The organism is Blautia sp. An46, from assembly GCF_002161645.1.
GTDB lineage: Bacteria > Bacillota > Clostridia > Lachnospirales > Lachnospiraceae > Blautia > Blautia ornithocaccae.
Genome location: NZ_NFIF01000015.1, coordinates 13,891 through 38,271 on the forward strand (window position 1 = coordinate 13,891; position 24,381 = coordinate 38,271).

Below are 24,381 nucleotides of genomic sequence, written 5' to 3' on the forward strand. Positions count from 1 at the left end.
AGGGGGAAGAGAGATGGAATTCAGAGAATTCTCTGCAAAGACCGTAGATGAGGCCATTACTAAGGCCAGTATAGAGTATGAAACTTCCAGTGAAAACCTGGAAATTCAGGTAATCTCCCAGGGGAAAGCAGGATTTTTAGGATTTGGTGCAAAGCCTGCTATTATAAGAGCGGCAAAGAAGGAAATAGAAGAAGTTCTGCCAAAGGAAACTGCTGAATCGGCAAGGAAACCTGCCCCGGCCAAAAAAGAAGAAAAGAAATCTGTGAAACCTCAGGCTGTAAAAGAAGAGAAAAAAGAGCAGAAGAGGGAAAATAAAAAAGATAACAGAAAAGAAATAAAGAAAGAAAATCCTGTGAAGACTCAGGAAAAGCCAAAGGAAACCCCGGCGCCAGAAAAACTGGCGGAAGAGAAACCTCGTGAAGAGAGAAAGGTTACTTTAAGAACGGAAGAAGAAATTGCTGAGATCAAAGAAGATGCTCAGAAATTCCTTACAGGCGTCTTCAAGGCTATGGAACTTCAGGTTGAGATCAAGATGGAATATAAGAATGAAGAAGGAAACCTGAACATAGATTTTGAGGGAGATGATATGGGGATCCTTATCGGAAAGAGAGGACAGACTCTGGATTCTCTCCAGTATCTTACCAGCCTTGTGGTTAATAAAGGAAGACAGGGATATATCCGTGTAAAGCTGGATACAGAGGATTATAGAAATCGAAGAAAAGAAACTCTGGAAAACCTGGCCAGGAGTATTGCGTATAAAGTAAGAAAGACCAGAAGACCAGTATCACTGGAGCCCATGAATCCTTATGAGAGAAGGATCATCCACTCAGCTCTTCAGGGAAACCGTTTTGTGGAAACCTACAGCGAGGGTAACGAGCCCTATCGTCATGTGGTGGTAAAATTGAAAAACAGATAAGTAAAAATTATTATTCTAGGTGAAAGCGTGAATAAGAAAGGTTGTTCTGCGCTTTCACCTTTTTTATTCTATAGGAAAGTTCTCCGGACTGTCCTATAAATAAAAAGCCCTCCGGGAGGGATGCGCACAGGAAAGGAGAGAGAATATGGCAGATACTATAGCAGCAATTGCCACAGCTCTGTCTGCCTCAGGTATAGGAATCGTAAGGATCAGCGGACCTGAGAGCAGAGAGATAGCAGGGAAAATTTATCGTTCCAAGGGTGGCGGAAAAGATATAAGGACAGTGCCTTCTCACACTATAAATTATGGATTCATCCATGATGGGAAGGAGACGGTAGATGAAGTTCTGGTAATGGTCATGGATGGACCAAGAAGCTACACCGGAGAAGATACAGTGGAAATAGACTGCCACGGCGGTGTTCTGGCAATGAGAAAGATACTGGATACTGTGATCAAATATGGTGCCAGACCTGCCGAACCGGGAGAGTTTACAAAAAGGGCTTTTTTAAACGGCAGAATAGATCTCTCCCAGGCAGAAGCGGTGATTGATGTTATCAATGCAAAAAATGAATATGCACTGAAAAGCTCTGTAAGCCAGCTCAGAGGCAATATTCAGAAAGCCATCAGAGAGATCAGAGAAGGGATCATCTACCAGATCGCCTATATAGAGTCTGCTTTGGACGATCCGGAGCATATAAGTATTGACGGATATGGTGAAACACTGTATAAAGAAATTAAGAAGCAGGAAGAAAAGATTGACAGGCTCCTAATGAGTGTTAAAGACGGAAAACTGGTAAAAGAAGGTATAAAAACCGTAATCGTAGGAAAACCCAATGCAGGAAAGTCTTCTCTTTTAAATACTCTTTTAGGTGAGGAAAGGGCCATTGTTACAGATATAGCAGGCACTACCAGGGATACTTTAGAAGAGACAATTCTCCTCCATGGCATTTCTCTTCGGATCGTGGATACAGCAGGAATCCGGGATACAGAGGACGTTGTGGAAAAGATAGGAGTGGAAAAAGCTATTGATTCTGCAAAAGATGCGGATCTGGTACTTTTTGTTGTGGATTCCTCTATTCCTATAGATGATAATGACAGAGAGATCATGGAGCTGTTAAAGGGAAAAAAGGCCATTGTAATCCTGAATAAAGCGGATTTGGAACAGATTGTCACGGAGGAAGAACTGAAAGGAATGACTTCCCATCCTGTTGTATCTGTATCTGCAAAGGAAGAGCAGGGTATCGACGTTCTGGAGAATCAGATAAAAGAGCTGTTTTTCCAGGGAGAGCTGGCATTTAACGATGAGATCTATATTACCAATGCCCGTCACAAAGCTGCTCTTGAAGAGGCCAGAAAAAGCCTGGAAATGGTGGAGAATAGTATTGAAATGGGAATGCCGGAGGACTTTTTCTCTATAGATCTGATGAATGCCTATGAAGCTCTTGGCAGCATTATCGGTGAATCTGTAGGGGAAGATCTGGTAAATGAGATTTTTTCCAAGTTCTGCACCGGAAAATAAGAGGGTTATCCACAAAAAACATAAAAAATGTGGGTATTCTCCACAAAACAGATTTAAAATGTGGATTCAGCAGCCCCCGCTGTCTGCGGGGATCAGAGAATATAAGAACGGAGAAAGGATTCAGGGAAAATGAAGGTACTGGAAGAAAATTATGATATTGCCGTGGTGGGAGCAGGTCATGCAGGCTGCGAGGCGGCTCTGGCCTGTGCGCGGCTGGGGCTGGAGACGATCATGTTTACTGTCAGTGTGGACAGTATTGCGCTTATGCCCTGTAATCCCAATATAGGAGGAAGTTCCAAGGGACATCTGGTGAGAGAAGTAGATGCTTTGGGCGGAGAGATGGGAAAAAATATTGATAAGACCTTTATACAGTCCAAAATGCTTAATGTGTCTAAGGGACCGGCAGTCCATTCTCTCAGAGCTCAGGCAGATAAGCATGCTTATACAGAAGAAATGAGGAGGACTCTGGAAAATACAGAGCATCTTACAATACGTCAGGCAGAGGTCACAGAACTTATTGCAGAAGATGGAGTCATGAAAGGGGTTAAGACCTATTCAGGAGCCGTGTATCATACAAAGGCAGTGGTACTTTGTACAGGGACTTATTTAAAGGCCAGATGTATTTACGGAGATGTGAGCAATTATACAGGGCCTAATGGTCTTCAGGCGGCCAACCATCTTACGGATTCCCTGAAAAATCTGGGAATTGAAATGTACAGGTTTAAAACAGGAACACCTGCTCGTATTGATAAAAGAAGCATTGATTTTTCCAAGATGGAAGAGCAGTTTGGAGACGAGAGAGTGGTGCCGTTTTCCTTTTCCACAGACCCTGAGGATGTTCAGATCGATCAGATTTCCTGCTGGCTGACCTATACCAATGAAAAGACCCATGAGATTATCCGGGAAAACCTGGACCGGTCACCTCTTTACTCAGGTATGATAGAGGGTACAGGCCCCCGCTACTGTCCTTCTATTGAGGATAAAGTGGTAAAATTTGCAGATAAGAACCGGCATCAGGTATTTATTGAGCCAGAAGGACTGTATACCAATGAAATGTATATCGGAGGTATGTCAAGCTCTCTTCCTGAAGATGTACAGTATGCCATGTACCGTTCAGTGGCTGGGCTGGAAAATGCAAAAATTGTCCGGAATGCTTATGCTATAGAATATGACTGCATTAATGCAAACCAGCTTTATCCCACCCTGGAGTTCAAAAAAATTAAAGGTTTGTTTTCAGGAGGGCAGTTTAACGGAAGTTCCGGATATGAAGAAGCAGCAGCTCAGGGACTGGTAGCAGGCATTAATGCGGCTATGGAGGTACTGGGTAAGGAAATGCTCATATTGGACCGGTCAGAGTCCTATATCGGGGTGCTGATCGACGACCTGGTAACCAAGGAGAACCATGAGCCATACCGTATGATGACCAGCCGGGCAGAGTACAGGCTTCTCCTGCGCCAGGACAACGCGGACCTGAGGCTGAGAGAAAAAGGATATAAAGTAGGTCTGGTGACCAGGGAACAGTATGAATATGTGCTCTGGAAAAAAGAGAAGATACAGGAAGAAAAAGAACGGATGGAGCATGTTCACGTAGGAGCATCATCGGAAGTACAGGAGCTGCTGAAAGACCATGGCAGCACTTTGCTGAAGAATGGTATATCTCTGGCAGACCTGATCAGAAGGCCGGAACTGTCCTATGATATTGTGGCTCCTCTGGATAAAAATCGTCCGGAACTGCCTCAGGATGTAAGAGATCAGGTGAACATTAACATTAAGTATGAAGGTTATATAAAGAGACAGGAGAAGCAGGTAGAGGGATTTAAAAAGCTGGAGAAAAAAAGACTGCCACAGGACCTGGACTACAGCCAGATCAGCGGCCTGCGCATAGAGGCAAGACAGAAACTGGAACAGTTCCGGCCAGTTTCCATAGGCCAGGCTTCCAGAATTGCAGGGGTTTCTCCGGCGGATATTTCTGTACTTCTGGTGTATATGGAAACTTACAGAAGACAGTCAGGTAAAGGAGAAAAGCATGAACTATGATATGAGCATTTTAAGAGAAGGAGCCCAAGAATACGGTATTGTTCTCACAGAGAGGCAGGAAGAACAGTTTATCCGGTACTATGAACTGCTTATTCAGTGGAATAAGGTCATGAACCTGACGGGAATCACAGAATTTGATCAGGTGCTCCTGAAACACTTTGCAGACAGTCTGTCCATTGCAGGAACTGTGGATATGAAAAAAATAAATACCTGTATTGATGTGGGAACAGGAGCAGGATTTCCGGGAATTCCTCTGAAGATTGCTTTTCCCCATCTGAAGGTAACCCTACTGGATTCTCTGAATAAAAGGCTGAACTTCTTAAATGAGGTTATTGGTGAACTGGGTCTTGAAGATATTGAGACAGTCCATCTGAGAGCAGAAGAAGGGGGAAAGAAGCTTCAGTACAGGGAAAAATATGACCTTAGCGTGTCCAGAGCAGTTTCCCGTCTGGCAGTATTATGTGAATACTGCATGCCTTATGTGAAAAAGGGCGGGTATTTTGTTTCCTATAAGGCAGGACAGGCAGAGGAAGAAATAAGGGAAGGCAAAAAGGCCATATCTCTTCTGGGAGGAAAACTGGAGAAAACAGAGAGTTTTCAGCTGTGCCAGACGGATATGGACCGGACCCTTGTTGTTATAAAGAAGGTAAAGGAGACACCGAAAAAGTATCCCAGAAAACCGGGAACTCCGGCAAAGGAACCTCTGGGGCTGGAGAAGGCCTAGGAGATAAATCTTTTGAAAATTAAGAAGGAGGTATTGTATGGCAAAGTACAAATGCAATGTATGTGGGTATGTTTTTGACGAAGAGGAACAGGGAATTCCTTTTTCAGAGCTGAAGGAATGTCCGGTCTGTCATCAGCCGGCTTCAGCTTTTTCCATCTATGAGGAGATACAACAGGTAAAGAGAGAAGAAAAGAAGACAGAAAGCCTGGAATATCCCAGAGAATTTGTCAGAGAAGATGAAAGCTGCAGGTATATGAAAGAAATCCATGAAATGGCAGTTACAGGAAAAAGCATTCATGCTGCCATGGGAACTAAGCTGCCTATGCCTTCCTGGGATGAAATCCTTATATTAGGAGCACAGCTGGATCCCATGCCTTTAGATGAAGATGCTCAAGTGAACACCAGGACTATTATTGGAAAGCATGCTAAGAAACCTCTGATACTGGAAAATCCCGTATATATTTCTCACATGTCTTTTGGAGCACTGTCAAAAGAAGCAAAGATTGCTCTGGCAGAAGGCTCTGCTCTGGGAAAAAGCGCCATGTGTTCAGGAGAGGGAGGAATCCTGCCGGAGGAGATGGCAGCAGCAGATAAATACATATTTGAGTATGTGGGGAATTTATACAGTGTTACACCGGAAAATCTCCGGAATGCAGATGCAATTGAAATTAAGATCGGCCAGGGAACCAAGCCTGGAATGGGAGGACATCTTCCCGGAGAGAAAGTAACAGAGGAAATCGCAAAGATAAGGAATAAGCCTGCAGGAAAGGAAATAACAGCTCCTTCCAGGTTCCCTGGAATAAATACCAGAGAGGACCTGAAAGGCCTTGTAGCCCAGCTTAAAATGGCTTCAGGAGGCCGCCCTGTGGGAGTAAAGATTGCAGCAGGAAGGATAGAGAAAGACCTGGCTTTCTGCGTGTACGCAGAGCCTGATTTTATCACCATAGACGGAAGAGGAGGCGCTACAGGCTCTTCACCTCTGATGCTGCGGGATTCTGCCAGTGTACCGACTATATATGCCCTTTACAGAGCCAGAAAGTATCTGGACAGCATAGGCTCAGATATCAGTCTGATCATTACAGGAGGACTTCGCGTATCCTCAGACTTTGCAAAAGCCATAGCTATGGGAGCCGATGCTGTAGCAATTGCTTCTGCAGCGCTGATGGCCCTGGGATGCCAGCAGTATCGTATCTGCGGCACCGGTATGTGTCCTGTAGGCGTAGCTACCCAGGACCCGGAACTGAGAGCCAGATTAAAGAGAGAATCCGGGGCCAGAAGAGTAGGAAACTTCTTAAATACCACCTTAGAAGAATTGAAAATGTTCGCCCGCATCACCGGCCACGAAAACCTCCACGACCTGTCCGTAGAAGACCTGTGCACCACCAGCCGTGAAATAAGCGAACATACAAATATTCCCCATGCGTAATCCCCACAAAGAAGATATTCACTTCTAACTGTTGAAATACTTATATAAACAAATTATGTAAACTAAATAACCCATACATATGAAACAAAAGACTTCCCTACGAAACAAAACAGGGAACTGCTTCATAACGTACAAAAAGAATAGAGAGGGCTGCTTTATGCGAATCTGTCGAGCATGCTCTGAGACTACAGGCTCAGAGCAGCGCAGACTGAGCAAGAAAGCAGCCCTCTCTATTCTCTATTGAAAAACTATACCAGCAGTTCCCGTCCCTCTTTTTATAACAAGTCTTTTTGTTTCACAGAAAAATCACATTCTAACCTAATTTTTATCACAATTTTCCCATAAAATAGAACAGTCAAAAAAGATTAATAAGGAGGGAGTATCTTGATTGAAGTTAGGAATCTTGTAAAAAAGTACGGTGCTCATGTTGCTGTAGATCACCTGAATTTTACCGTGGAAAAGGGGAAAATTTACGGTTTTCTGGGTCCTAATGGCGCGGGAAAATCTACGACCATGAATATGATCACCGGCTATATTGCATCTACAGAAGGGGATATTCTGATTGACGGACACAATATTCTGGATGAACCGGAGGAGGCCAAGAAAAAAATAGGCTATCTTCCTGAACTGCCGCCCTTGTATCAGGATATGACAGCACAGGAATACCTGGAATTTGCAGCAGAGCTGAAAGGGATTCCAAAAGAGAAAAGACAGGGAAATATCAACGGAGTTATGTCAACTACGAAAATTCAGAATGTAAAGAACAGACTGATAAAAAACCTGTCGAAGGGATATAAACAGAGAGTGGGACTGGCTCAGGCCCTGCTGGGATATCCGGAGATCATTATCTTGGATGAACCTACTGTAGGACTGGACCCTAAGCAGATCATAGAAATCCGAGATCTGATAAAGAGTCTGGGGAAAAATCATACGGTTATTCTCAGCTCTCATATTTTGTCTGAAGTAAGCGCAGTGTGTGATTATGTGCTGATTATTGATAAAGGAAGACTGGTGGCCAGTGATTCACCGGAAAATCTGAGCCGTCTGATGTCAGGCGCAAATTCTTTGGAACTGACTGTGAAAGGTAAGGAAGGACAGATTAGAAAGGCCTTGGATTTAGTAGAGAATATAGAAGATATGATTTACCATAATTCTATAATACCAGGAGCTTGTGACTTTACTGTAAAAATTGCAGGAGATGTGGACATGAGGGAAAATATATTCTTTGCCCTTGCAGAAGCAAAATGTCCGATTTTGAAAATGCAGTCGTCAAATATGTCTCTTGAAGAAGTGTTCCTGAAGCTTACAGATGAGAGGAGTCAGGTGACTTTGCCAACAGAAGAAGAAATCTTTGAAGATGAGAGAGAAGAGGAGGGAGAAGAGTAATTATGCTGGCAGTATACAAAAAAGAGTTAAGAAGTTATCTTACTTCCATGATAGGATATGTTTTTATTGCATTTATCTTACTATTACTGGGAATTTATTTCACGGCCTATAATCTCCAATATGCAAGTCCTGACTTCGGTTCTACGCTGAATGCAGTGACCTTCCTTTTCCTGATCATTACTCCAGTGCTTACTATGAGAATACTTTCTGAGGAGAAAAAGAATAAGACAGACCAGCTCCTGCTTACAGCACCTGTACCGGTATGGAAAATTGTTTTTGGTAAATATCTGAGTATGATATCCATATATCTGATCCCTGTAGTGATAGCGGGCTGCTATCCTTTTATTATGGGAAGATACGGAACAGTTTCTTATACAACGACTTATACAGCAGTATTTGGATTCTATCTTCTGGGCTGTGCTCAGATTGCGGTAGGTCTTTTTCTGTCTTCTATAACAGAAAGTCAGATTATTGCAGCAGTGCTTACATTTGGAGTTCTGTTCTGCAGCTATGTAATGGACGGAATTTCCAGCTTTTTTTCCAGTACATCTATGGCTTCTTTTGCAGCCTTTCTGGTTATTTCCGTGATTATCGCACTGGTAGTATATCAGATGACAAAAGATATGATTCTGTCCTCTGTGCTGGGAATTGTATTGGTAGCAGTAAATGTAGTGCTGTATATTGTGAAATCTTCTATTTATGAGGGATTGATACAGAAACTGCTGGATCTTCTGGCAATATCAAACCAGTTTGATAACTTTGTAGGCGGCATTCTAGACTTATCAGGAATTATTTATATGCTGTCAGTTATCTGCATTTTTGTATTTCTTACAATTCAGAGTATACAAAAACGGCGTTGGAGTTAAATCTGAAATTTTAGTAAAGGAGATGCAGATATGAAAAAATCAAAAGGAAAATTCAGCTTAAAAAATTTGAAGCTTAAAGAAAAAATAAATATTAAGAATATTATTAGTAATATCAAAGAAAAAAGAACTAAAAACAAAAAGATTTTACGCCATGGTTCTTACAGCATAGGTATAACAGCTCTTGTTGTTGCTATTGCAGTGGTCTTGAATCTGGTGATACAGGAACTGCCTACCAGTATTCGAGAGTTAGATCTGAGCAGTGAAAAACTTTATACCATTGGAGATCAGACAAAAGAGGTTCTGGATAATCTTGACAAAGATGTAGAATTATATCTGATCGCCCAGGAAGGTACGGAGAGCAGTGATATCCAAAGGCTTCTGGAACGATATGAAGAAAGAAACGAGCATATTACTGTAGAGCAGAGAGACCCGGCAGTTTATCCTACTTTTACTCAGCAGTACACTTCAGATTCTGTAAATAATAATAGTATTATTGTAGTTTGCGGAGATAAGAGCAGAGTAGTAGACTATAGTGATATGTATGAGACAAGTATTAATTATCAGACCTATACTCAGGAGACAACGGCTTTTGATGGAGAGGGACAGCTTACCAGTGCTATCAATTATGTAATTTCAGAGGATATGCCTATTTTATATACTCTGGAAGGACATGACGAGATTTCTATGAGTACAAACATGACAGAGACTATTCAAAAGGCAAATATAGAAATCCAGTCTCTGAACCTGCTGACACAGGATGCTGTACCGGATGATGCCTCCTGTCTGCTCATATATTCTCCGGCTACAGATCTTTCAGAAGATGAAGCGACAAAAATCATTAACTATCTGGAGAATGGAGGAAAGGCACTTATTATATCCGACTACACTACTGAGGATATGCCGAATTTCAAATCTGTCCTGGAAAATTACGGTGTTCGTACAGTAGATGGAGTTGTTATGGAAGGAGATACAGACCACTATATTTCCCAGAATCCTTATTATCTGCTTCCGGATATTAAGAGCACGGATATTACTTCTTCTTTATCATCTGGCAGCCGATATGTGCTTATGGCCCTTGCCCAGGGAATTGAGACAATTGATAATGTAAGAGATTCTCTGAACGTGCAGAGTATTCTTTCAACTTCAGACAGTGCTTACTCTAAGACGGATTTGGAAAATATGCAGACAGTAGAAAAAGAAAGTTCTGACATCGACGGTCCCTTTGATCTGGCGGTAGCCATTACAGAAGAGGTTAGCGATGATGCTGAGACACAGATTGTATATTTTTCATCAAGCACAATTTTTGATGACACCATTAACAGCTATGTATCAGGAACAAACTATGAACTTCTGTCATCATCACTGTCCTGGCTGTGTCAGACAGAGGAAGACAGTACAAGTACCATCTCTATTGCAAGTAAGAGCCTGGATACTTCTTCACTTACAATCTCAGCAGCAGATGTAAGCTTTTGGAGTATTGTTGTAACAGCAGTTATTCCGGTATGCATTCTCGTTATCGGATTTGGTATCTGGATGAAGAGGAGAAAACAGTGATATGAAGAAAAATAAAGGCTTAATTATCGGAATCCTTATATTAGTCCTCTTGCTGGCTGCTTATTTTGTGTTGAGGAGTCTTAATCTGAACGATGAAGATGACCAGGAAGAAGAGACAACAGAAACAGTTTTTGAAATAGATGCCGAGGATATCGGCCAGCTGCAGATTGTTTCAGGAGATAATACTTTCGATTTCACCCATTCCGATGATACATGGAGCTATAGTCAGGATTCCAGCTTTCCATTGAGTGAGTCTGCTATATTGGATAAAGTATCTTATGTGACGTCTGTATCTTCAACCAGAACCATTGAAAATCCCGAGAATCTGGAAGAATATGGACTGGATGCTCCGGAAGTGACTGTAAAGGTGACAAATACAGATGGAGAAGAGAATACTTTAAAACTAGGAGCCACCAATGATGCAGTATCTGGCTGTTATATGAGTTTAAATGATGATAACAGTAAGATTTATCTGGTAGACAGCAGTTTAAAGGAGAATCTTCAGTTTGATTTAAGTGATATTGCAGATAAAGAGGAAATCCCCAGCATTACAGGAAGTACCATAACTAGTGTATCAATACAGAAGCCCGAGGGTACTGCCAGGCTTTATCAGGATAGTAGTTCAGAAACAGGCTGGACTTTTGCAGACACAGATGGAAGTACCGTTCCTGCAGACAGTTCTCTGGTATCTACTTATACCAGCAACTTTTCTACTTTGGCTTGGACTAACTATGTTACTTATGATTTAAGCAATCTGGGAACTTACGGATTGGATAATCCTACAGTGATTACAGTGGATTACCAGGTAGAGGAAGAAGCTGAAGACACAGATTCAGAGGATGAAAGCAGTGAAGATTCAGAAGATAGTGAGGAAGAATCTACAGTTACAGTAGATAAGCAAATGGTGATGCTCTTAGGAAATCAGACAGAGGACAGTACTTATTATTACGGAAAACTTCAGGAAGATTCCTGTGTGTATACCATAGCTGCCTCAACTATTCAGAATATTACAGAGGTGAATAAAGAAGACTTCCTCAGCACAAAAGTTGCAGACTATTCATTTGCAGATCTGGACAAAGTAACTTTTACCAGAAATGGTGAGACTTATACAGCTACCAAGGAAACAGTAGAGGTAGAAAGTGAAGATGAGGATGGAGAAACAACAGAAGAAACAAAATACATGATAAATGATAAGGAAATAGAAACTACAGATTTTAATAACTTCTACAATCTGATCACTGCTATGACGTGGCAGAGTCAGGATGAAAATGCACAGCCCTCTGGCGATGCAGAAATGAGCATCAATTTTTATAAAGAAGGCGGAATTAACGTAACTATAGATTTCTATTCCTATGATACAAATTTCTATCTTGTTGTAGATTCCAAAGGAAACCATATGATGGTTAATAAAATGGATGTCAGAGAACTCTTTGAAGCATTTGATAATGCTATGAGTGAATTGAATCAATAATGTTTCACGTGAAACATATGATAAAAAAGCACATCTAAATATCTGAAAAAGCGAGGCTGTCGCATTAGTCATATTTTTGACTAATGCGACAGCCTCGTTTTACTAGAAACTATAAATAAATGCTTAATAATTCTGCAAATCTGTTTCCTGCTTCCAGATGAGGAAGGTGTTTTGTTCTCTCTATAGAGCAAGTTTCAATAGATGGATTGATAGTAACATAGGCTTCTTGAATTGCTTTCCCCTTTTCCTCTCCCTGACCTGAAATAAGGATAATGCTTTGATCAATTTCTCTTAAAGCATGATTGATGCTGTTGTTTGTGTAGCATCCGATAATACTGGAGAGCAGGAACTTTGAATTACTAAATCCCTTATGAGCTGCTTCATAATATGTATCAATCATTTCTGCCGATACATCAAAGGGGTTATAAAGATACTCTTCTGTGAAAAGCAGCTGTACATTGCTCTGGCAGGTTATCATATTATATACGAGTGTTCCAAATACAGGAAGTTCAAGAAGAAACTTATATAATTTACTTCTTTTTCCTGGAATCTTATTTAAAGTAGATAGTTCAGGCGGATTTACCAAAAAGATTTTTCCGAAAAGGGAAGATTCATTATGGCATGCAAGTATAGTAAAGGAACTGGAATATCCGCTGGCTACTATATCTGTCTTTTCATGAATTACATTTTTGATAAAGTCAGAAATAAGCTGAACATATAAATAATTTGTATAAGTTATTCTTGGCTTTTCAGAGCGTCCGCACCCAAGAAGGTCCAGAACATATACTGTATGGTCCTTTGACAGTTTGTCTATGAGGTTTTTCCATTCATATGCGGAACTATATACTGTCAAGTCATGAATTAGCAGTATAGGGGAACCGCTACCCTTTTTCTTATAATAAATTTTTCCAAATCTCCAATTATAATAATTGTCAGCAGAAGATTTTAGTAAATCTTTAAGAGTTGCAGAGGCAAAAACTATGCGGTTAATAAGATATATAATTCCCGTAGCTACGGTAAATAAAATACCAAGAGTGACCAATCGATGTTTATTCTTTTTCATTCTAATGTCGATACCTCCTACTAATATTTCATGTATTATATTATAAAACATAGAGAACAATTATACAAGAAAAAAAGCCTGGAAGATTTTCGGACAGCAGTGGTGTTGCTGAAGATAAATGTTTCACGTGAAACATTACATAGTCTTAGCAAGGTGACTGTTCATTTCAGGAGCAAAAAACATGAACAAGAAAAGAATAAAAACAAGTGAAAAATTCATTAAAATATAAAAAATGTTTCACGTGAAACACTTGGTATAGAAATAGAAAAAGAAAGGTGATATAATGAATTTTAGAAATTTAAAGATAAATTTTAATCTACAATAAGGGGAAATATAAGTGGGAAGAATTATTGCAATTGCTAATCAAAAGGGTGGAGTAGGAAAATCTACCACAGCTATTAATCTTTCTGCATGTTTGGCAGAACAGAACCAGAAAGTCCTGCTGATAGACATTGATCCTCAGGGAAATGCCACCAGCGGTGTGGGAATTGATAAAAATGACACAGAAAATACACTATATGAACTGTTAGTAGGCGAGAGGGAGCTGAAAGATTGTATTATTGAAAATGTATATGATAACCTTTCTTTAATACCGTCTAATGTTAATCTTGCCGGGGCAGAAATAGAATTGGTGGGAATTGAGGGCAGAGAATTCCTTTTAAAGAATCAAATCGATACTATCAGAGATAGTTATGATTTTATTATAATGGATTGTCCGCCTTCTCTGAATATTCTGACGATTAATGCTATGACTACAGCGGACTCTGTATTAGTGCCAATACAGTGCGAATATTATGCTTTGGAAGGATTGACGCAGCTTATACATACCATTGAATTGGTAAAAGAGAGGCTGAATCCAGATCTTATTATAGAAGGTGTTGTATTTACAATGTATGATGCCAGAACAAATCTTTCTCTTCAGGTTGTGGAAAATGTAAAAGCCAATCTGAATCAGTCCATTTATAAAACAATTATTCCGAGAAATGTAAGACTGGCAGAGGCGCCAAGTTATGGTATGCCTATTAATTTATATGATACACGATCTGTAGGTGCAGAAAGCTACCGCCTTCTGGCAGAAGAAGTTTTACACAGGGAGGATGAAGAATGACCGCAAAAAAAGGTGGCTTAGGCAGAGGTCTGGGAAGAGGTCTTGACGCAATGATCAGTGACACTTCAAAACCCAGACAAGCCGAGAAAACACCAGAAAAAACTTTAACAGTGAAAGAACCGGAAGGGGAGGCTAAAGGAAAAGTTTTTACGGTGAAGATTGCCCAGGTAGAGCCCAGCCGCAAACAGCCAAGAAAGCAGTTTGACGAGGATGCTCTGCTGGAACTGGCAGAGTCTATCAAACAATTTGGTGTACTTCAGCCGTTGCTGGTGCAGAAAAAAGACGATTACTATGAGATAATTGCAGGTGAGAGAAGATGGCGGGCATCTAAGCTGGCCGGAATAAAGGATATACCTGTAATTGTAAAAGAGTTTTCCGAGCAGGAAGCTGTGGAGATTTCTCTTATTGAAAATATTCAAAGAGAAAATTTAAATCCTATCGAAGAGGCAGCAGCTTATAAACGGCTCATGGAAGAGTTTCATTTGAAACAAGATACTATCGCGGAACGTGTGTCCAAAAGCAGGACAGCAGTAACAAACTCTATGAGGCTGCTGAAGCTGGATGAAAGAGTACAGCAGATGCTCATAGATGAAATGCTTACTACAGGACATGCCAGAGCACTTTTGTCTATAGAAGATAAGAATATGCAGCATGCTGCAGCGATTAAAGTCTTTGATGAAAAGCTCAGTGTAAGAGAAACAGAGAAACTGGTCAAGGAAATCCTTAATCCTCGAAAAGAAGAGAAAGAAAAGAAAGCAGACCGGGCCCAGGATCTTGTATACGAACAGCTGGAGGAAAAAATAAAGGGAATTATAGGCTCAAAGGTAGCTATTCGTCGTAAAAGCAAGGATAAGGGGAAAATTGAGATTGCGTATTATTCTCAAGATGAACTGGAACGAATTGTGGAACTGTTAGAGACTATCAGATAGAATAAGGGGTAAGAAACGTATGAGTAATTTTTTAGATGCACTGCAGAATTATTCAGGAATCCTGCTTCTTTCCCTTCTGATCCTGGTGATCATACTTCTGATCTGTACGTTTAATCTTTCTTTAGGATTAAGCAGGCTGAATAAGAAATATAAGATTTTTATGAAGGGTAAAGATGGACAATCCCTGGAAAAACTGTTTAAAAGAAAATTTGATATGATTGAGAAGCTGGCAAGCAACAGTGAGATAAACAGAGAAGATATCCAGAAGCTGGAGAAACTTTACAATAGTTCGCTTCATAAATATGGTATTGTAAAATACGATGCTTTTGAAGATATGGGTGGAAAGCTCAGTTTTGTTCTTGCTCTGCTGGACAAAGAGAATACAGGATTTCTGCTGAATGCTATACATAGCAGAGAAAATTGTTTTCTGTATATTAAAGAAATCGTAAATGGGGAATCCTATATAATGTTAAGTGAGGAAGAAGTGGAAGCCCTGAAGAGAGCTGTGAATTTTGGAATCGAGGAAAGTGAATTTGATATTTGATTTCCAAATCACAGAAAGTATAAAATTTGGTGAATGTTATGTAAACCATAATAAAGAAGTTATGTAAATTAATAAGGAGAAGAGAAAATGTTAGATATCCGTTTTGTCAGAGAAAATCCAGAAGTGGTAAAGGAGAATATTAAAAATAAATTTCAGGACAGCAAACTGCCTCTGGTAGATGAAGTTATAGAGCTGGATAAGAGAAACAGAGAGATCAAGCAGGAAGTAGAAGGTCTGAGAGCAGAGAGAAATAAGATTTCCAAGATGATTGGCGGACTGATGAAGGAAGGCAAGAGAGAAGAGGCAGAAGAGGCCAAGAAACAGGTTACTGCCAATGCTCAGAGAGTAGAGAGTCTTTCTGCTGAAGAAAAAGAAGTGGAAGAAAAAATCAAAAAAATTATGATGACTATTCCAAATATCATTGATCCATCGGTTCCTATTGGAAAGGATGACAGTGAAAATGTAGAGGTTCAGAGATATGGTGAGCCTGTAGTTCCTGATTTTGAAATTCCCTATCATTCAGAAATTATGGAAAGCTTTGATGGTCTGGATCTTGACAGCGCCAGAAAAGTTGCCGGAAATGGATTCTATTATTTAATGGGAGACATTGCAAGACTTCATTCTGCAGTAATCTCTTACGCAAGGGATTTTATGATTAACAGAGGTTTTACTTACTGTGTTCCGCCCTTTATGATCCGCAGCAACGTAGTCACAGGCGTTATGAGCTTTGCAGAGATGGACGCTATGATGTATAAGATTGAAGGGGAAGATTTATATCTGATCGGAACCAGCGAACACTCTATGATCGGAAAATTTATTGATACCATTATTCCGGAAGAAGAACTGCCAAAAACTCTTACCAGCTACTCTCCATGCTTCCGTAAGGAAAAAGGCGCTCATGGAATCGAGGAAAGAGGCGTGTACCGTATTCATCAGTTTGAAAAACAGGAGATGATCGTAGTATGTAAGCCGGAAGAGAGTCCTATGTGGTTTGATAAACTGTGGCAGAATACAGTAGATCTTTTCCGTTCTATGGATATTCCTGTAAGAACTCTGGAGTGCTGTTCCGGAGACCTGGCAGATCTGAAAGTGAAATCTGTAGATGTAGAAGCCTGGTCTCCAAGACAGAAAAAATATTTTGAAGTGGGAAGCTGCTCAAACCTGGGAGATGCTCAGGCCAGAAGACTTCAGATCCGCGTTAACGGGAAAGATGGAAAATATCTTGCCCACACATTAAATAATACCGTTGTAGCACCTCCCAGAATGCTTATTGCCTTTTTGGAGAACAACCTTCAGGCAGATGGTTCTGTAAAGATTCCAGAGGCTCTCAGACCTTATATGGGAGGAGCAGAAGTAATTAAGCCCAAGAAATAAGTGGAGGTTACTCATTGCACAGTTATTTGAAAGCAATCGGGTTTTCCGATATAACGGAAAAGAAAGAACTGGATACCATTTTGCAGGATGTTATCCAGAACTATGATGAAAAGACCGTTGTGGAGGACAGAAGCAATCATCTATTTACCGAACTGTCCAAAATGTACGGCTGTGACTTCGGCATTACCGTCTGCGGAGAATATGATGAGGATGATCAGTTCCAGATGGAATATTATTTTCCATATTTCCGGGGAACAGGCATTACCATGGAAGAGGAAGTGGTAATTGAAAAGCATGCTGGGAAGGAATCCTATGCTGGAGCCTGTGACGATATGCGTATCGGTGTGACAATTATCTTTTATCTGCAAAATGCAGGGGAATATCTTACCCAAAGGTGCAAAGGTCACTATGCGGGAGGAGTCCATAGCCTGACTCTTTCCGGCCTTGCCAAGAAAGGCACGATTCTTCTGCCTGTGCTGAAGCAGGAGGCAGAGGCGGCAGAAGCAGAGGAAAAGACCATGAACAGAGGAAGACTTATGGCAGCCGCCAAAAACGGGGACGAAGAAGCTATGGAAAGTCTTACTATAGAGGATATGGATACATATTCCATGATCTCCCAGAGGGTGGAGAATGAAGATGTGTACAGTATTGTGGACAGTTATTTTATGCCTTATGGAATGGAATGTGATCTGTATAATATCATGGGAGAGATCCTGGAATGCACAAAGATCCAGAATATTCTTACAGGAGATACGGTCTACGAGATGCGGATTTGTTGTAACGATATTGAACTGGACGTATGCGTCAACGAAAATGATCTCCTGGGAGAACCGGCCAGAGGCCGAAGATTTAAAGGAGTTGTGTGGCTTCAAGGCTATGTAGATTTTCAATACTAGTGCACTGTATCACTCACATTTTGCATAATGACTTGTCTGAAAGTGAATGATACAATACACTAAACTTTAGGCTATAATTTTAGATAAGAGAAAGAATAGAATTAATTTTCGACAGCTGTCGTATTTTACAAAATGTCTGTATGGGCATCAGTGAGATACGGCAGTTTTTTACTTAAATTTTACAAAGTGAGTACAATTAACTTTACATGAAGATGATAGGATTACCGTAATTTATTACAATTTTTAGCAAATTGCCCCGGTTTTAATAAGAGAGATACGTAATCTATATACAGGAGGAAAATGTAATATGAGGGAAGGGCGGGATATCATCCGACAGGTAGAAGCTGCCAGGGACGATATGCAGGCGGCAGATGTATTTATTCGTACATATATGCCATTTATAAAAGCAGAAACCGCAAAATTTCTCCGGCGGCCCCCAGTGGAAGGCCATGATGATGAATTGAGCATAGCTATGATAGCCTTTCACGAGGCTATCTGCGGATATTCATCCGCAAGAGGAGCGTTTTTTAAGTATGCTGCCATGTTGATTAAAAGCAGGTTGATAGACTATCATCGAAAGGAGCAGAGGCACAGCAAGGTAATTTCTCTGGAAACCCCTGCTGGTGATGATGAAGAAAAAGCTTTAGGAGATACTTTATCTGATGGGAAAGACCACAGCGAGGAAATGACAGTCAGAGAAGCTACAAGAAAGGAAATTGAAGAACTGACAGAGCAGATGAAAGAATTCGGAGTTTCCCTGACTGATGTATCAGATAACTGCCCAAAGCAGGAGAGGACGCTGAACGCCTGCAGAAAAGCCTTGAACTATGCCAGGGAAAATCCGGAAATCTTTGAAGAACTGCTGAGGACAAAGCGTCTGCCGGCCGCAAGGCTTTGTCAGGGAAGCGGCGCTGAAAGAAAAACGATGGAGCGTCACAGAAAATATATGGTAGCGCTGCTGCTGATCTATACAAACGGATATGAGATTATCAGAGGTCATTTAAAACAGGTTATGAAAGGAGTGACAGGAAGATGAGCTATATTGTTATGGAATGCCACTCCAGCTATGCCATATTACTGGATGAAGAAGGAAGATTTCTGAAGGCTGCAAACCTTCACTATGAAGTGGGACAGACGGTATACGACCCTGTTTTGATGAGGGATAAACCGGAAAAAAGATTTAGACCTGTAAGATGGGTTACCGGAGGCGCAGCGGCCATAGCAGCCTGTTTCCTTCTGGTCTTTGGAATGAACTATTACCAGGGACATATGGTATCCTACTCTTCTATCTACCTTACAATTAATCCGGAAGTTCAGATGAACCTCAACCGGCAGGGGGAGGTGTTGGAGCTCATAGGGACAAATGAGGATGGAAAGATTCTTCTGGAAGGATATGAGGGAAAAGGAAAAGATAAGGTAACTGTTACTGATGAACTTATTGACAGGGCTATTGAGATGGGGTTTCTTTCAGAAGGAGGGCAGGTATCATTTTCCATTGATGCCCCGGAGGAAGCTGTTCTTTCAGAATACAGCAAAGAACTGGAATCGGAAGTAAAGAGGCACCTAAAGAATAGACTTTCCATTACTATCGAGATTATTGATCGTCAGACAGGAGATACGGAGACTTCTACGACAGAAAATCCTGGACAAAGCGAGAATAGATCCAGCCAAGCGACCCAGGAAACACAGAGCGGAGAAAATTCCAGCGGAGTGTCTCAGGAAACAGGCCGGGAAAGCGGTCAGGAACAGCAGTCTTCTGCAGTACAGCAGGAAACGCAGGCTCCCCAGCAGCAGCCTCAGCCTCAGCAGGTTCAGCCTTCAGAACCGGCAGTTTATGAGGATACAGATTATGGATCGGATAATGATGGTATAACAGATTATAACCAGACAGCTCCTCAGTCTCAGATGCCTCAGACATCAGAGGAGGAAGAAACAGACTATGAAGACGATGACGACGAAGAAGAGGATGATTAAAAAATAAAAAAATTTTCAGGATACCCCGTTTTTTAAAAAGTGCTTCCGTATTCTATGAATACAAGGAAAAAAAGAGCCAGAGATAAATGGTATAAGTGAAAGGAGCATCTATTATGAAAATGAGAAAAGTTTTATTAGCGGCATTAACATCTCTTACCTTTACGGCAGCGGTTTTTACAACCGGGTGCGGTAGCCAGGGCGCTGGAACAGAGCAGAAAAAGGAAATTACAGCAGCAGAATCTTCCCAGGGAACAGCCCTTGCAGATACAGGAATCATTACCTTAAGTGTAAATCCGGAAATCAGTATTGAATATGATGAAGAAGGTAAGGTAACAGCTCTTACAGGAAAAAATCTGGATGGTGAAGGAATTGTTTCCGCATATCAGGATTATCAGGGAAAAGACTGCAGCATAGTATTAGAAGAACTGATCAACAGGATCAATGAAGCCGGATACTTCGTTGATGAAATAGATGGTCACAAGAAAAATATTGTGATCCAGATGGAGCCTGGTTCTGTTCTTCCTGATGATGATTTTTTGGAAACTATAAGCAGAAATACTCAGGAAGCAGTAGCGGGACTGGAATTAACCTCAGATATAGTAACTATAGACGATGACGATTACGATGAAAGATATGCAAAGAATGGTCAGCCATCTCCTTATATTTCCTTAGATAAGGCAAAGGAAATCGCTCTGGCTCAGGCTGATATCAGTGCAGCAGATGCAGTATTTGAAGATAAAGAATTTGACTTTGACGATGGAATTGCAATCTACGAACTGGAATTTACAGCAGGCAATAATGAATATGAGTATGACGTTCATGCAGTAACCGGAAAAATTTTAAAAGCAGTGCACCATGTAGTCGGGCAGACAGTAGAAGATACAGATTATGGCACCGGCAATGACGGTGTGACAGACTACAGCACTACGGATTACGGCCCGGACAATGATGGAATTACTGACTATGGAGACACAGATTACGGTCCGAATAATGATGGTGTGACAGATTACAGCGAAGCAGAAGATACAGACTATGGACCCAATAACGATGGTGTGACAGATTATAACACATCAGGAATAGATGACACAGACTATGGACCAAACAATGACGGTGTGACAGATTATGATGACACAGATGATGACATGGATGATGACACGGATGATGACATAGATGATGATGGAGATGACGACTAGGACCACAGTGACTACGGAAACAGCCACTATGATAATTAAACCGTTAAAGAAGGTATCCATGCGGCATGAGCTTAAGCACCAGATCAGCCCTGGAGAAGATCTGGTGCTTTCCCAGAGACTGAGGAAGCTGTTCTCCCATGATAAACATGGGGGACCTATGGGAAGCTACAGGGTCACAAGCCTTTACTTTGATACTCCTTATGACAGCGCTTACAGAGAGAAACTGGATGGAGTAGATAAAAGAGAAAAATTCAGGTTGAGATATTATGGCACAGATACATCTTTTATACGCCTGGAAAAAAAGTTTAAGAGGAAAGGCCTCTGTGGAAAGAGAAGCCTACCTCTCACACAGGATGAAGCAGACAAGATTTTAAAGGGAGACTATGGGTTTCTTTTGGAATCAGGGGATCCCCTTCTGATTGAATTATACAGTAAGATTCAGGGAAAGGGATTAAGACCTAAGACGATTGTCCGTTATGACAGGGAGGCTTTTGTCTATGCGCCGGGAAATGTAAGGATCACGCTGGACAGAAATCTGTATACGGGAATGGGCAGTCTGGAGTTTTTAAACACAGGATTTACAGGAATTAAAGCCATGGACTTTTCCAGAGTGCTGGAAGTAAAGTATGATGAATTTTTGCCGGAGCTGGTGCGGATGGCTGTACAGGTACCGGGACGTCAGGCAGGGGCCTGTTCTAAATATGCCCTTTGCAGGCGGTTTGACTGATCCGGGAGAGAGGGGAGTATTTTGTTATGACTTTTCAGGATATATTTAAATCAAATTTTCTGGAGAATATTACAGGAATCTCGGTTCTTGATATGACCATTGCCCTGGTTCTGGCATTTTTAATGGGGCTTTTTATCTTTTTTGTATATAAAAAAAGCTGCAGCAGCGTTATGTATTCAGCAAGCTTTGGCACTACATTGATTGCTCTGACTCTGATCACTACAATCCTGATCATGACGGTAGTCAGCAATGTGGTTCTGTCTCTGGGTATGGTGGGGGCCCTTTCTATTGTCCGTTTCCGTACAGCTATAAAAGAACCTCTGGATATAGCGTTTCTGTTTTGGAGCATTGCGCTGGGAATTATACTGGCTGCTGGCCTGATTCCTCTGGCTGTTTTAGGGAGTATTTTTATAGGCGTAGTGATCCTGGGCTTTTCAAACAGGAAGACAGTGGACAGTCCCTATATTCTGGTGGTCCACTGTGACAGCCGGGAGACAGAGGAGAAAGTCAGGGTTATCGTAGCTTCTCAGGTCCGAAGGATGAATCTAAAAAGTAAAAGTGTGGAAGCCGGAGATATAGAACTGAACTATGAAGTTCGGCTGAGGGAAGACAGCAATCAGTTTGTGAATGAGCTGGCAGCTATGGAAGGCGTTACCCACTGCGTTCTTGTTTCCTATAATGGAGATTATATGGGGTAAGATATGGTAAAATATAAGTATATAGATGCTGTCTGCATTCTTGCAGCTCTTGGAGCTGTCCTTCTTACTCTGATCTTTATGAATGGGGATGCTTTTGGAATACCGAAGGCAAGCGAAAATCCCGGATATATTTCCCGGCTTTTTGATGAAAGTAGGGTACATAGCCTGGATATACAGATAGAAGACTGGGAAGGGTTCCTGGAAAATGCAGAGGAGGAAAAATATGTTTCCTGCACAGCAGTAATAGACGGAGAGGAATTTCATCAGGTGGGACTTAGGGCCAAGGGAAACAATTCCCTGAGGCTTACTGAAGAATACGGGCTGTCTAGATATAGTCTGAAACTGGAATTCGACCATTTCAATTCGGGCGGAAATTACTATGGTCTAGATAAGCTGTCTTTGGACGCATCTTTTCAGGACAACAGTTATATGAAGGCCTGGATAGCCTATGATATGATGGAATTTATGGAGGTTCCGGCACCTTTGCGCAGCTATGTTTGGGTGACAGTAAACGGAGAAGGCTGGGGATTGTTTTTAGCTATAGAGGAGCCAGAGGAAGCATTTGCCAGGAGAAATTTCGGCAATGACTACGGAAGACTGTATAAGCCGGATTATAAGCGGCTGGATGCAGAGAATGCCGATGTGGCTCTTAAGTATATTGATGATGACCCGGAGAGCTATCCGAATATATTTGACAATGCCAAGGTGGATATCACCCAGGGGGATAAAAAGAGGGTAATAGAGGCTCTGAAGATACTTTCCGAAGGAGAGGAACTGGAGAAAGCAGTGAATATAGAGGAAGTGCTCAGGTACTTTACCGTACAGGTTTTTGTAATGAACTGGGACAGCTACCTGGGATATACAGGGCATAATTACTATTTGTATGAAGAAGAAGGAATCCTGTCCATCCTTCCCTGGGATTATAATCTGGCTTTTGGAACCTACGCCCTGGGAAAGACAGAACCTATTAAGGATCCAACAGTGCTGATTAATTATCCAATTTATACTCCGGCAGAAGGATCCGTGATGATGAATCGCCCTTTATACCATAACTTGATGAAAATAGATGAGTATTTTCAAAGATACCGGGAATTCTTTGAGCAATTTATTTCCCAATATTTTGAATCAGGAAAGTTTCAGCTTTTTCTCAGACAGACTCAGAAAATGATAAACCCTTATGTAGAGAAAGACCCTACAGCATTCTGTTCATATGAGGATTATAAACTGGCTGTGGATACTCTGGAACAGGTATGTGTGCTGAGAGCAGAAAGTATCCAGATGCAGCTGGAGGGTGAAATGCCGGCTACCATAAAAGGGCAGCAGGAAGCACCCGAAGCCAGATTAGACGCCGCACATATCAGACTGGAGGATTTGGGAGACTTTCAGGATCTGGAGACCGCTGAAGAGGATTACATGAGGACATGGAACTGAAAATTTAAAAAAGCTTGTCGAAGGCCAGTCTACCGCTTCCGCGAAGGGTGATTATCCCGCAGTTTTTAAAACCGTTCTTTTTCAGGATGTGCTGCATTCTTTTATTCGGAAAGTCCGTGTCAATGCGTATATAGGAAACACCCTTTTTAAGACAGAACTTTTCTATGAGAGAAAAGGTGATGTCAGCAAGACCGATTCCACGAAATGCTTTATCAAAAGCCATGCGGTGGATTACTCCATAAGGCAGATCACTGTGCCATTTTCCCTCTATATTTTCATAGGCCGGTTCTCCGGAAAAATCAATACACATATAGCCGGCGATCCGATTTTCTGCTTTTACAACATAGGCAATTCCTTTCTCGATGTCTTCTTCAATGGTAGACCTGTTGGGGTAATCGTCAGTCCACTGGATAAAACCCTGCTCTCTTTGAAAGGCTTTTCCCTGAAGGATAATATCGAGGCATATATCAAGATTCTGAGGAACTGCTGCTGTAAGAATATATTTTCCTTCCATAAATCAAACTCCTTTGTCTGTTTCTGATAGG

Annotated in this window: 22 protein-coding genes; 20 read left to right on the plus strand and 2 right to left on the minus strand. The window is 41.3% G+C overall.

Annotated elements, in window-relative coordinates:
* Positions 1-13 precede the first annotated feature (13 nt).
* The 9 genes from jag (at position 14) to B5G00_RS12510 (ending at position 11,899) form a co-directional block, all read left to right on the plus strand.
* The gene (jag, locus tag B5G00_RS12470; RefSeq protein WP_087273215.1) at positions 14-916 is read left to right on the plus strand and encodes an RNA-binding cell elongation regulator Jag/EloR; all 903 of its coding nucleotides are present in this window, start codon (positions 14-16) and stop codon (positions 914-916) included.
* Positions 917-1,061: 145 nt separating this feature from the next.
* Positions 1,062-2,435, plus strand: coding sequence for a tRNA uridine-5-carboxymethylaminomethyl(34) synthesis GTPase MnmE (mnmE, locus tag B5G00_RS12475; protein WP_087273217.1), 1,374 nt, complete (start codon positions 1,062-1,064; stop codon positions 2,433-2,435).
* Between the two features lie 129 nt (positions 2,436-2,564).
* Positions 2,565-4,472: a tRNA uridine-5-carboxymethylaminomethyl(34) synthesis enzyme MnmG gene (gene mnmG, locus B5G00_RS12480; protein ID WP_087273219.1), complete on the plus strand. Its 1,908-nt coding sequence runs from the start codon at positions 2,565-2,567 to the stop codon at positions 4,470-4,472.
* Positions 4,462-5,196, plus strand: a complete 735-nt coding sequence (rsmG, locus tag B5G00_RS12485; RefSeq protein ID WP_087273221.1) for a 16S rRNA (guanine(527)-N(7))-methyltransferase RsmG — start codon at positions 4,462-4,464, stop codon at positions 5,194-5,196. Before mnmG ends, rsmG begins: the two co-directional genes overlap by 11 nt.
* A gap of 37 nt (positions 5,197-5,233) precedes the next feature.
* Positions 5,234-6,622: a glutamate synthase-related protein gene (locus tag B5G00_RS12490; protein ID WP_087273223.1), complete on the plus strand. Its 1,389-nt coding sequence runs from the start codon at positions 5,234-5,236 to the stop codon at positions 6,620-6,622.
* 384 nt (positions 6,623-7,006) lie between these two features.
* Entirely contained in the window at positions 7,007-8,008 is a 1,002-nt protein-coding gene (locus B5G00_RS12495; RefSeq protein ID WP_087273225.1) for an ABC transporter ATP-binding protein, read from the plus strand.
* Between the two features lie 2 nt (positions 8,009-8,010).
* Positions 8,011-8,874, plus strand: a complete 864-nt coding sequence (locus B5G00_RS12500) for an ABC transporter permease (RefSeq protein ID WP_087273227.1) — start codon at positions 8,011-8,013, stop codon at positions 8,872-8,874.
* Positions 8,875-8,904: 30 nt separating this feature from the next.
* Positions 8,905-10,428, plus strand: a complete 1,524-nt coding sequence (locus B5G00_RS12505) for a GldG family protein (protein WP_087273229.1) — start codon at positions 8,905-8,907, stop codon at positions 10,426-10,428.
* A gap of 1 nt (position 10,429) precedes the next feature.
* Complete coding sequence (locus B5G00_RS12510) at positions 10,430-11,899, plus strand: DUF4340 domain-containing protein (RefSeq protein ID WP_087273231.1); 1,470 nt, start codon at positions 10,430-10,432, stop codon at positions 11,897-11,899.
* A gap of 109 nt (positions 11,900-12,008) precedes the next feature.
* On the opposite strand, the gene B5G00_RS12515 is transcribed toward B5G00_RS12510, so the two are convergent.
* Positions 12,009-12,962: an alpha/beta fold hydrolase gene (locus B5G00_RS12515; protein WP_087273234.1), complete on the minus strand. Its 954-nt coding sequence runs from the start codon at positions 12,960-12,962 to the stop codon at positions 12,009-12,011.
* Between the two features lie 337 nt (positions 12,963-13,299).
* Here B5G00_RS12515 and B5G00_RS12520 point away from each other — a divergent pair, with 337 nt between their 5' ends.
* From B5G00_RS12520 to B5G00_RS12570, 11 genes are all read left to right on the plus strand, one after another.
* Positions 13,300-14,070, plus strand: a complete 771-nt coding sequence (locus tag B5G00_RS12520) for a ParA family protein (protein WP_087273236.1) — start codon at positions 13,300-13,302, stop codon at positions 14,068-14,070.
* A complete protein-coding gene (locus B5G00_RS12525) occupies positions 14,067-14,999 on the plus strand; it encodes a ParB/RepB/Spo0J family partition protein (protein WP_087273239.1) in 933 nt (310 codons plus the stop codon). The genes B5G00_RS12520 and B5G00_RS12525 overlap by 4 nt, the downstream gene beginning before the upstream one ends.
* A gap of 19 nt (positions 15,000-15,018) precedes the next feature.
* Positions 15,019-15,543 carry a DUF4446 family protein gene (locus B5G00_RS12530; RefSeq protein WP_087273241.1) on the plus strand — a complete coding sequence of 175 codons (525 nt, stop codon included), beginning with the start codon at positions 15,019-15,021 and terminating at the stop codon, positions 15,541-15,543.
* Between the two features lie 87 nt (positions 15,544-15,630).
* On the plus strand, positions 15,631-16,917 hold the full coding sequence (gene serS / locus B5G00_RS12535) for a serine--tRNA ligase (RefSeq protein ID WP_087273243.1): 1,287 nt from the start codon (positions 15,631-15,633) through the stop codon (positions 16,915-16,917).
* Between the two features lie 14 nt (positions 16,918-16,931).
* Positions 16,932-17,813 carry a DUF3881 family protein gene (locus B5G00_RS12540; protein WP_087273245.1) on the plus strand — a complete coding sequence of 294 codons (882 nt, stop codon included), beginning with the start codon at positions 16,932-16,934 and terminating at the stop codon, positions 17,811-17,813.
* A 307-nt stretch (positions 17,814-18,120) separates the two neighbouring features.
* The gene (locus tag B5G00_RS12545; protein WP_087273247.1) at positions 18,121-18,849 is read left to right on the plus strand and encodes a sigma factor; all 729 of its coding nucleotides are present in this window, start codon (positions 18,121-18,123) and stop codon (positions 18,847-18,849) included.
* Positions 18,846-19,787 carry an anti-sigma-I factor RsgI family protein gene (locus B5G00_RS12550; RefSeq protein ID WP_087273249.1) on the plus strand — a complete coding sequence of 314 codons (942 nt, stop codon included), beginning with the start codon at positions 18,846-18,848 and terminating at the stop codon, positions 19,785-19,787. Before B5G00_RS12545 ends, B5G00_RS12550 begins: the two co-directional genes overlap by 4 nt.
* A gap of 113 nt (positions 19,788-19,900) precedes the next feature.
* Positions 19,901-20,980: a PepSY domain-containing protein gene (locus B5G00_RS12555; protein WP_087273251.1), complete on the plus strand. Its 1,080-nt coding sequence runs from the start codon at positions 19,901-19,903 to the stop codon at positions 20,978-20,980.
* On the plus strand, positions 20,958-21,707 hold the full coding sequence (locus B5G00_RS12560; protein ID WP_242971351.1) for a polyphosphate polymerase domain-containing protein: 750 nt from the start codon (positions 20,958-20,960) through the stop codon (positions 21,705-21,707). The genes B5G00_RS12555 and B5G00_RS12560 overlap by 23 nt, the downstream gene beginning before the upstream one ends.
* Positions 21,708-21,733: 26 nt before the next feature.
* On the plus strand, positions 21,734-22,405 hold the full coding sequence (locus B5G00_RS12565; RefSeq protein ID WP_087273255.1) for a DUF4956 domain-containing protein: 672 nt from the start codon (positions 21,734-21,736) through the stop codon (positions 22,403-22,405).
* A gap of 3 nt (positions 22,406-22,408) precedes the next feature.
* Positions 22,409-23,836: a CotH kinase family protein gene (locus B5G00_RS12570; RefSeq protein ID WP_087273257.1), complete on the plus strand. Its 1,428-nt coding sequence runs from the start codon at positions 22,409-22,411 to the stop codon at positions 23,834-23,836.
* 4 nt (positions 23,837-23,840) lie between these two features.
* Here B5G00_RS12570 and B5G00_RS12575 read toward each other — a convergent pair whose 3' ends face one another.
* A complete protein-coding gene (locus B5G00_RS12575) occupies positions 23,841-24,350 on the minus strand; it encodes a GNAT family N-acetyltransferase (protein WP_087273259.1) in 510 nt (169 codons plus the stop codon).
* Between the last annotated feature and the right edge of the window lie 31 nt (positions 24,351-24,381).

Bases quoted from the DNA above. Each gene is read 5' to 3' on its own strand.
- jag (WP_087273215.1), top strand. From the start codon at position 14: ATGGAATTCAGAGAATTCTCTGCAAAGACCGTAGATGAGGCCATTACT.
- mnmE (WP_087273217.1), top strand. From the start codon at position 1,062: ATGGCAGATACTATAGCAGCAATTGCCACAGCTCTGTCTGCCTCAGGT.
- mnmG (WP_087273219.1), top strand. From the start codon at position 2,565: ATGAAGGTACTGGAAGAAAATTATGATATTGCCGTGGTGGGAGCAGGT.
- rsmG (WP_087273221.1), top strand. From the start codon at position 4,462: ATGAACTATGATATGAGCATTTTAAGAGAAGGAGCCCAAGAATACGGT.
- B5G00_RS12490 (WP_087273223.1), top strand. From the start codon at position 5,234: ATGGCAAAGTACAAATGCAATGTATGTGGGTATGTTTTTGACGAAGAG.
- B5G00_RS12500 (WP_087273227.1), top strand. From the start codon at position 8,011: ATGCTGGCAGTATACAAAAAAGAGTTAAGAAGTTATCTTACTTCCATG.
- B5G00_RS12505 (WP_087273229.1), top strand. From the start codon at position 8,905: ATGAAAAAATCAAAAGGAAAATTCAGCTTAAAAAATTTGAAGCTTAAA.
- B5G00_RS12510 (WP_087273231.1), top strand. From the start codon at position 10,430: ATGAAGAAAAATAAAGGCTTAATTATCGGAATCCTTATATTAGTCCTC.
- B5G00_RS12515 (WP_087273234.1), bottom strand. From the start codon at position 12,962: ATGAAAAAGAATAAACATCGATTGGTCACTCTTGGTATTTTATTTACC.
- B5G00_RS12525 (WP_087273239.1), top strand. From the start codon at position 14,067: ATGACCGCAAAAAAAGGTGGCTTAGGCAGAGGTCTGGGAAGAGGTCTT.
- B5G00_RS12530 (WP_087273241.1), top strand. From the start codon at position 15,019: ATGAGTAATTTTTTAGATGCACTGCAGAATTATTCAGGAATCCTGCTT.
- serS (WP_087273243.1), top strand. From the start codon at position 15,631: ATGTTAGATATCCGTTTTGTCAGAGAAAATCCAGAAGTGGTAAAGGAG.
- B5G00_RS12545 (WP_087273247.1), top strand. From the start codon at position 18,121: ATGAGGGAAGGGCGGGATATCATCCGACAGGTAGAAGCTGCCAGGGAC.
- B5G00_RS12550 (WP_087273249.1), top strand. From the start codon at position 18,846: ATGAGCTATATTGTTATGGAATGCCACTCCAGCTATGCCATATTACTG.
- B5G00_RS12555 (WP_087273251.1), top strand. From the start codon at position 19,901: ATGAAAATGAGAAAAGTTTTATTAGCGGCATTAACATCTCTTACCTTT.
- B5G00_RS12560 (WP_242971351.1), top strand. From the start codon at position 20,958: ATGATGATGGAGATGACGACTAGGACCACAGTGACTACGGAAACAGCC.
- B5G00_RS12565 (WP_087273255.1), top strand. From the start codon at position 21,734: ATGACTTTTCAGGATATATTTAAATCAAATTTTCTGGAGAATATTACA.
- B5G00_RS12570 (WP_087273257.1), top strand. From the start codon at position 22,409: ATGGTAAAATATAAGTATATAGATGCTGTCTGCATTCTTGCAGCTCTT.
- B5G00_RS12575 (WP_087273259.1), bottom strand. From the start codon at position 24,350: ATGGAAGGAAAATATATTCTTACAGCAGCAGTTCCTCAGAATCTTGAT.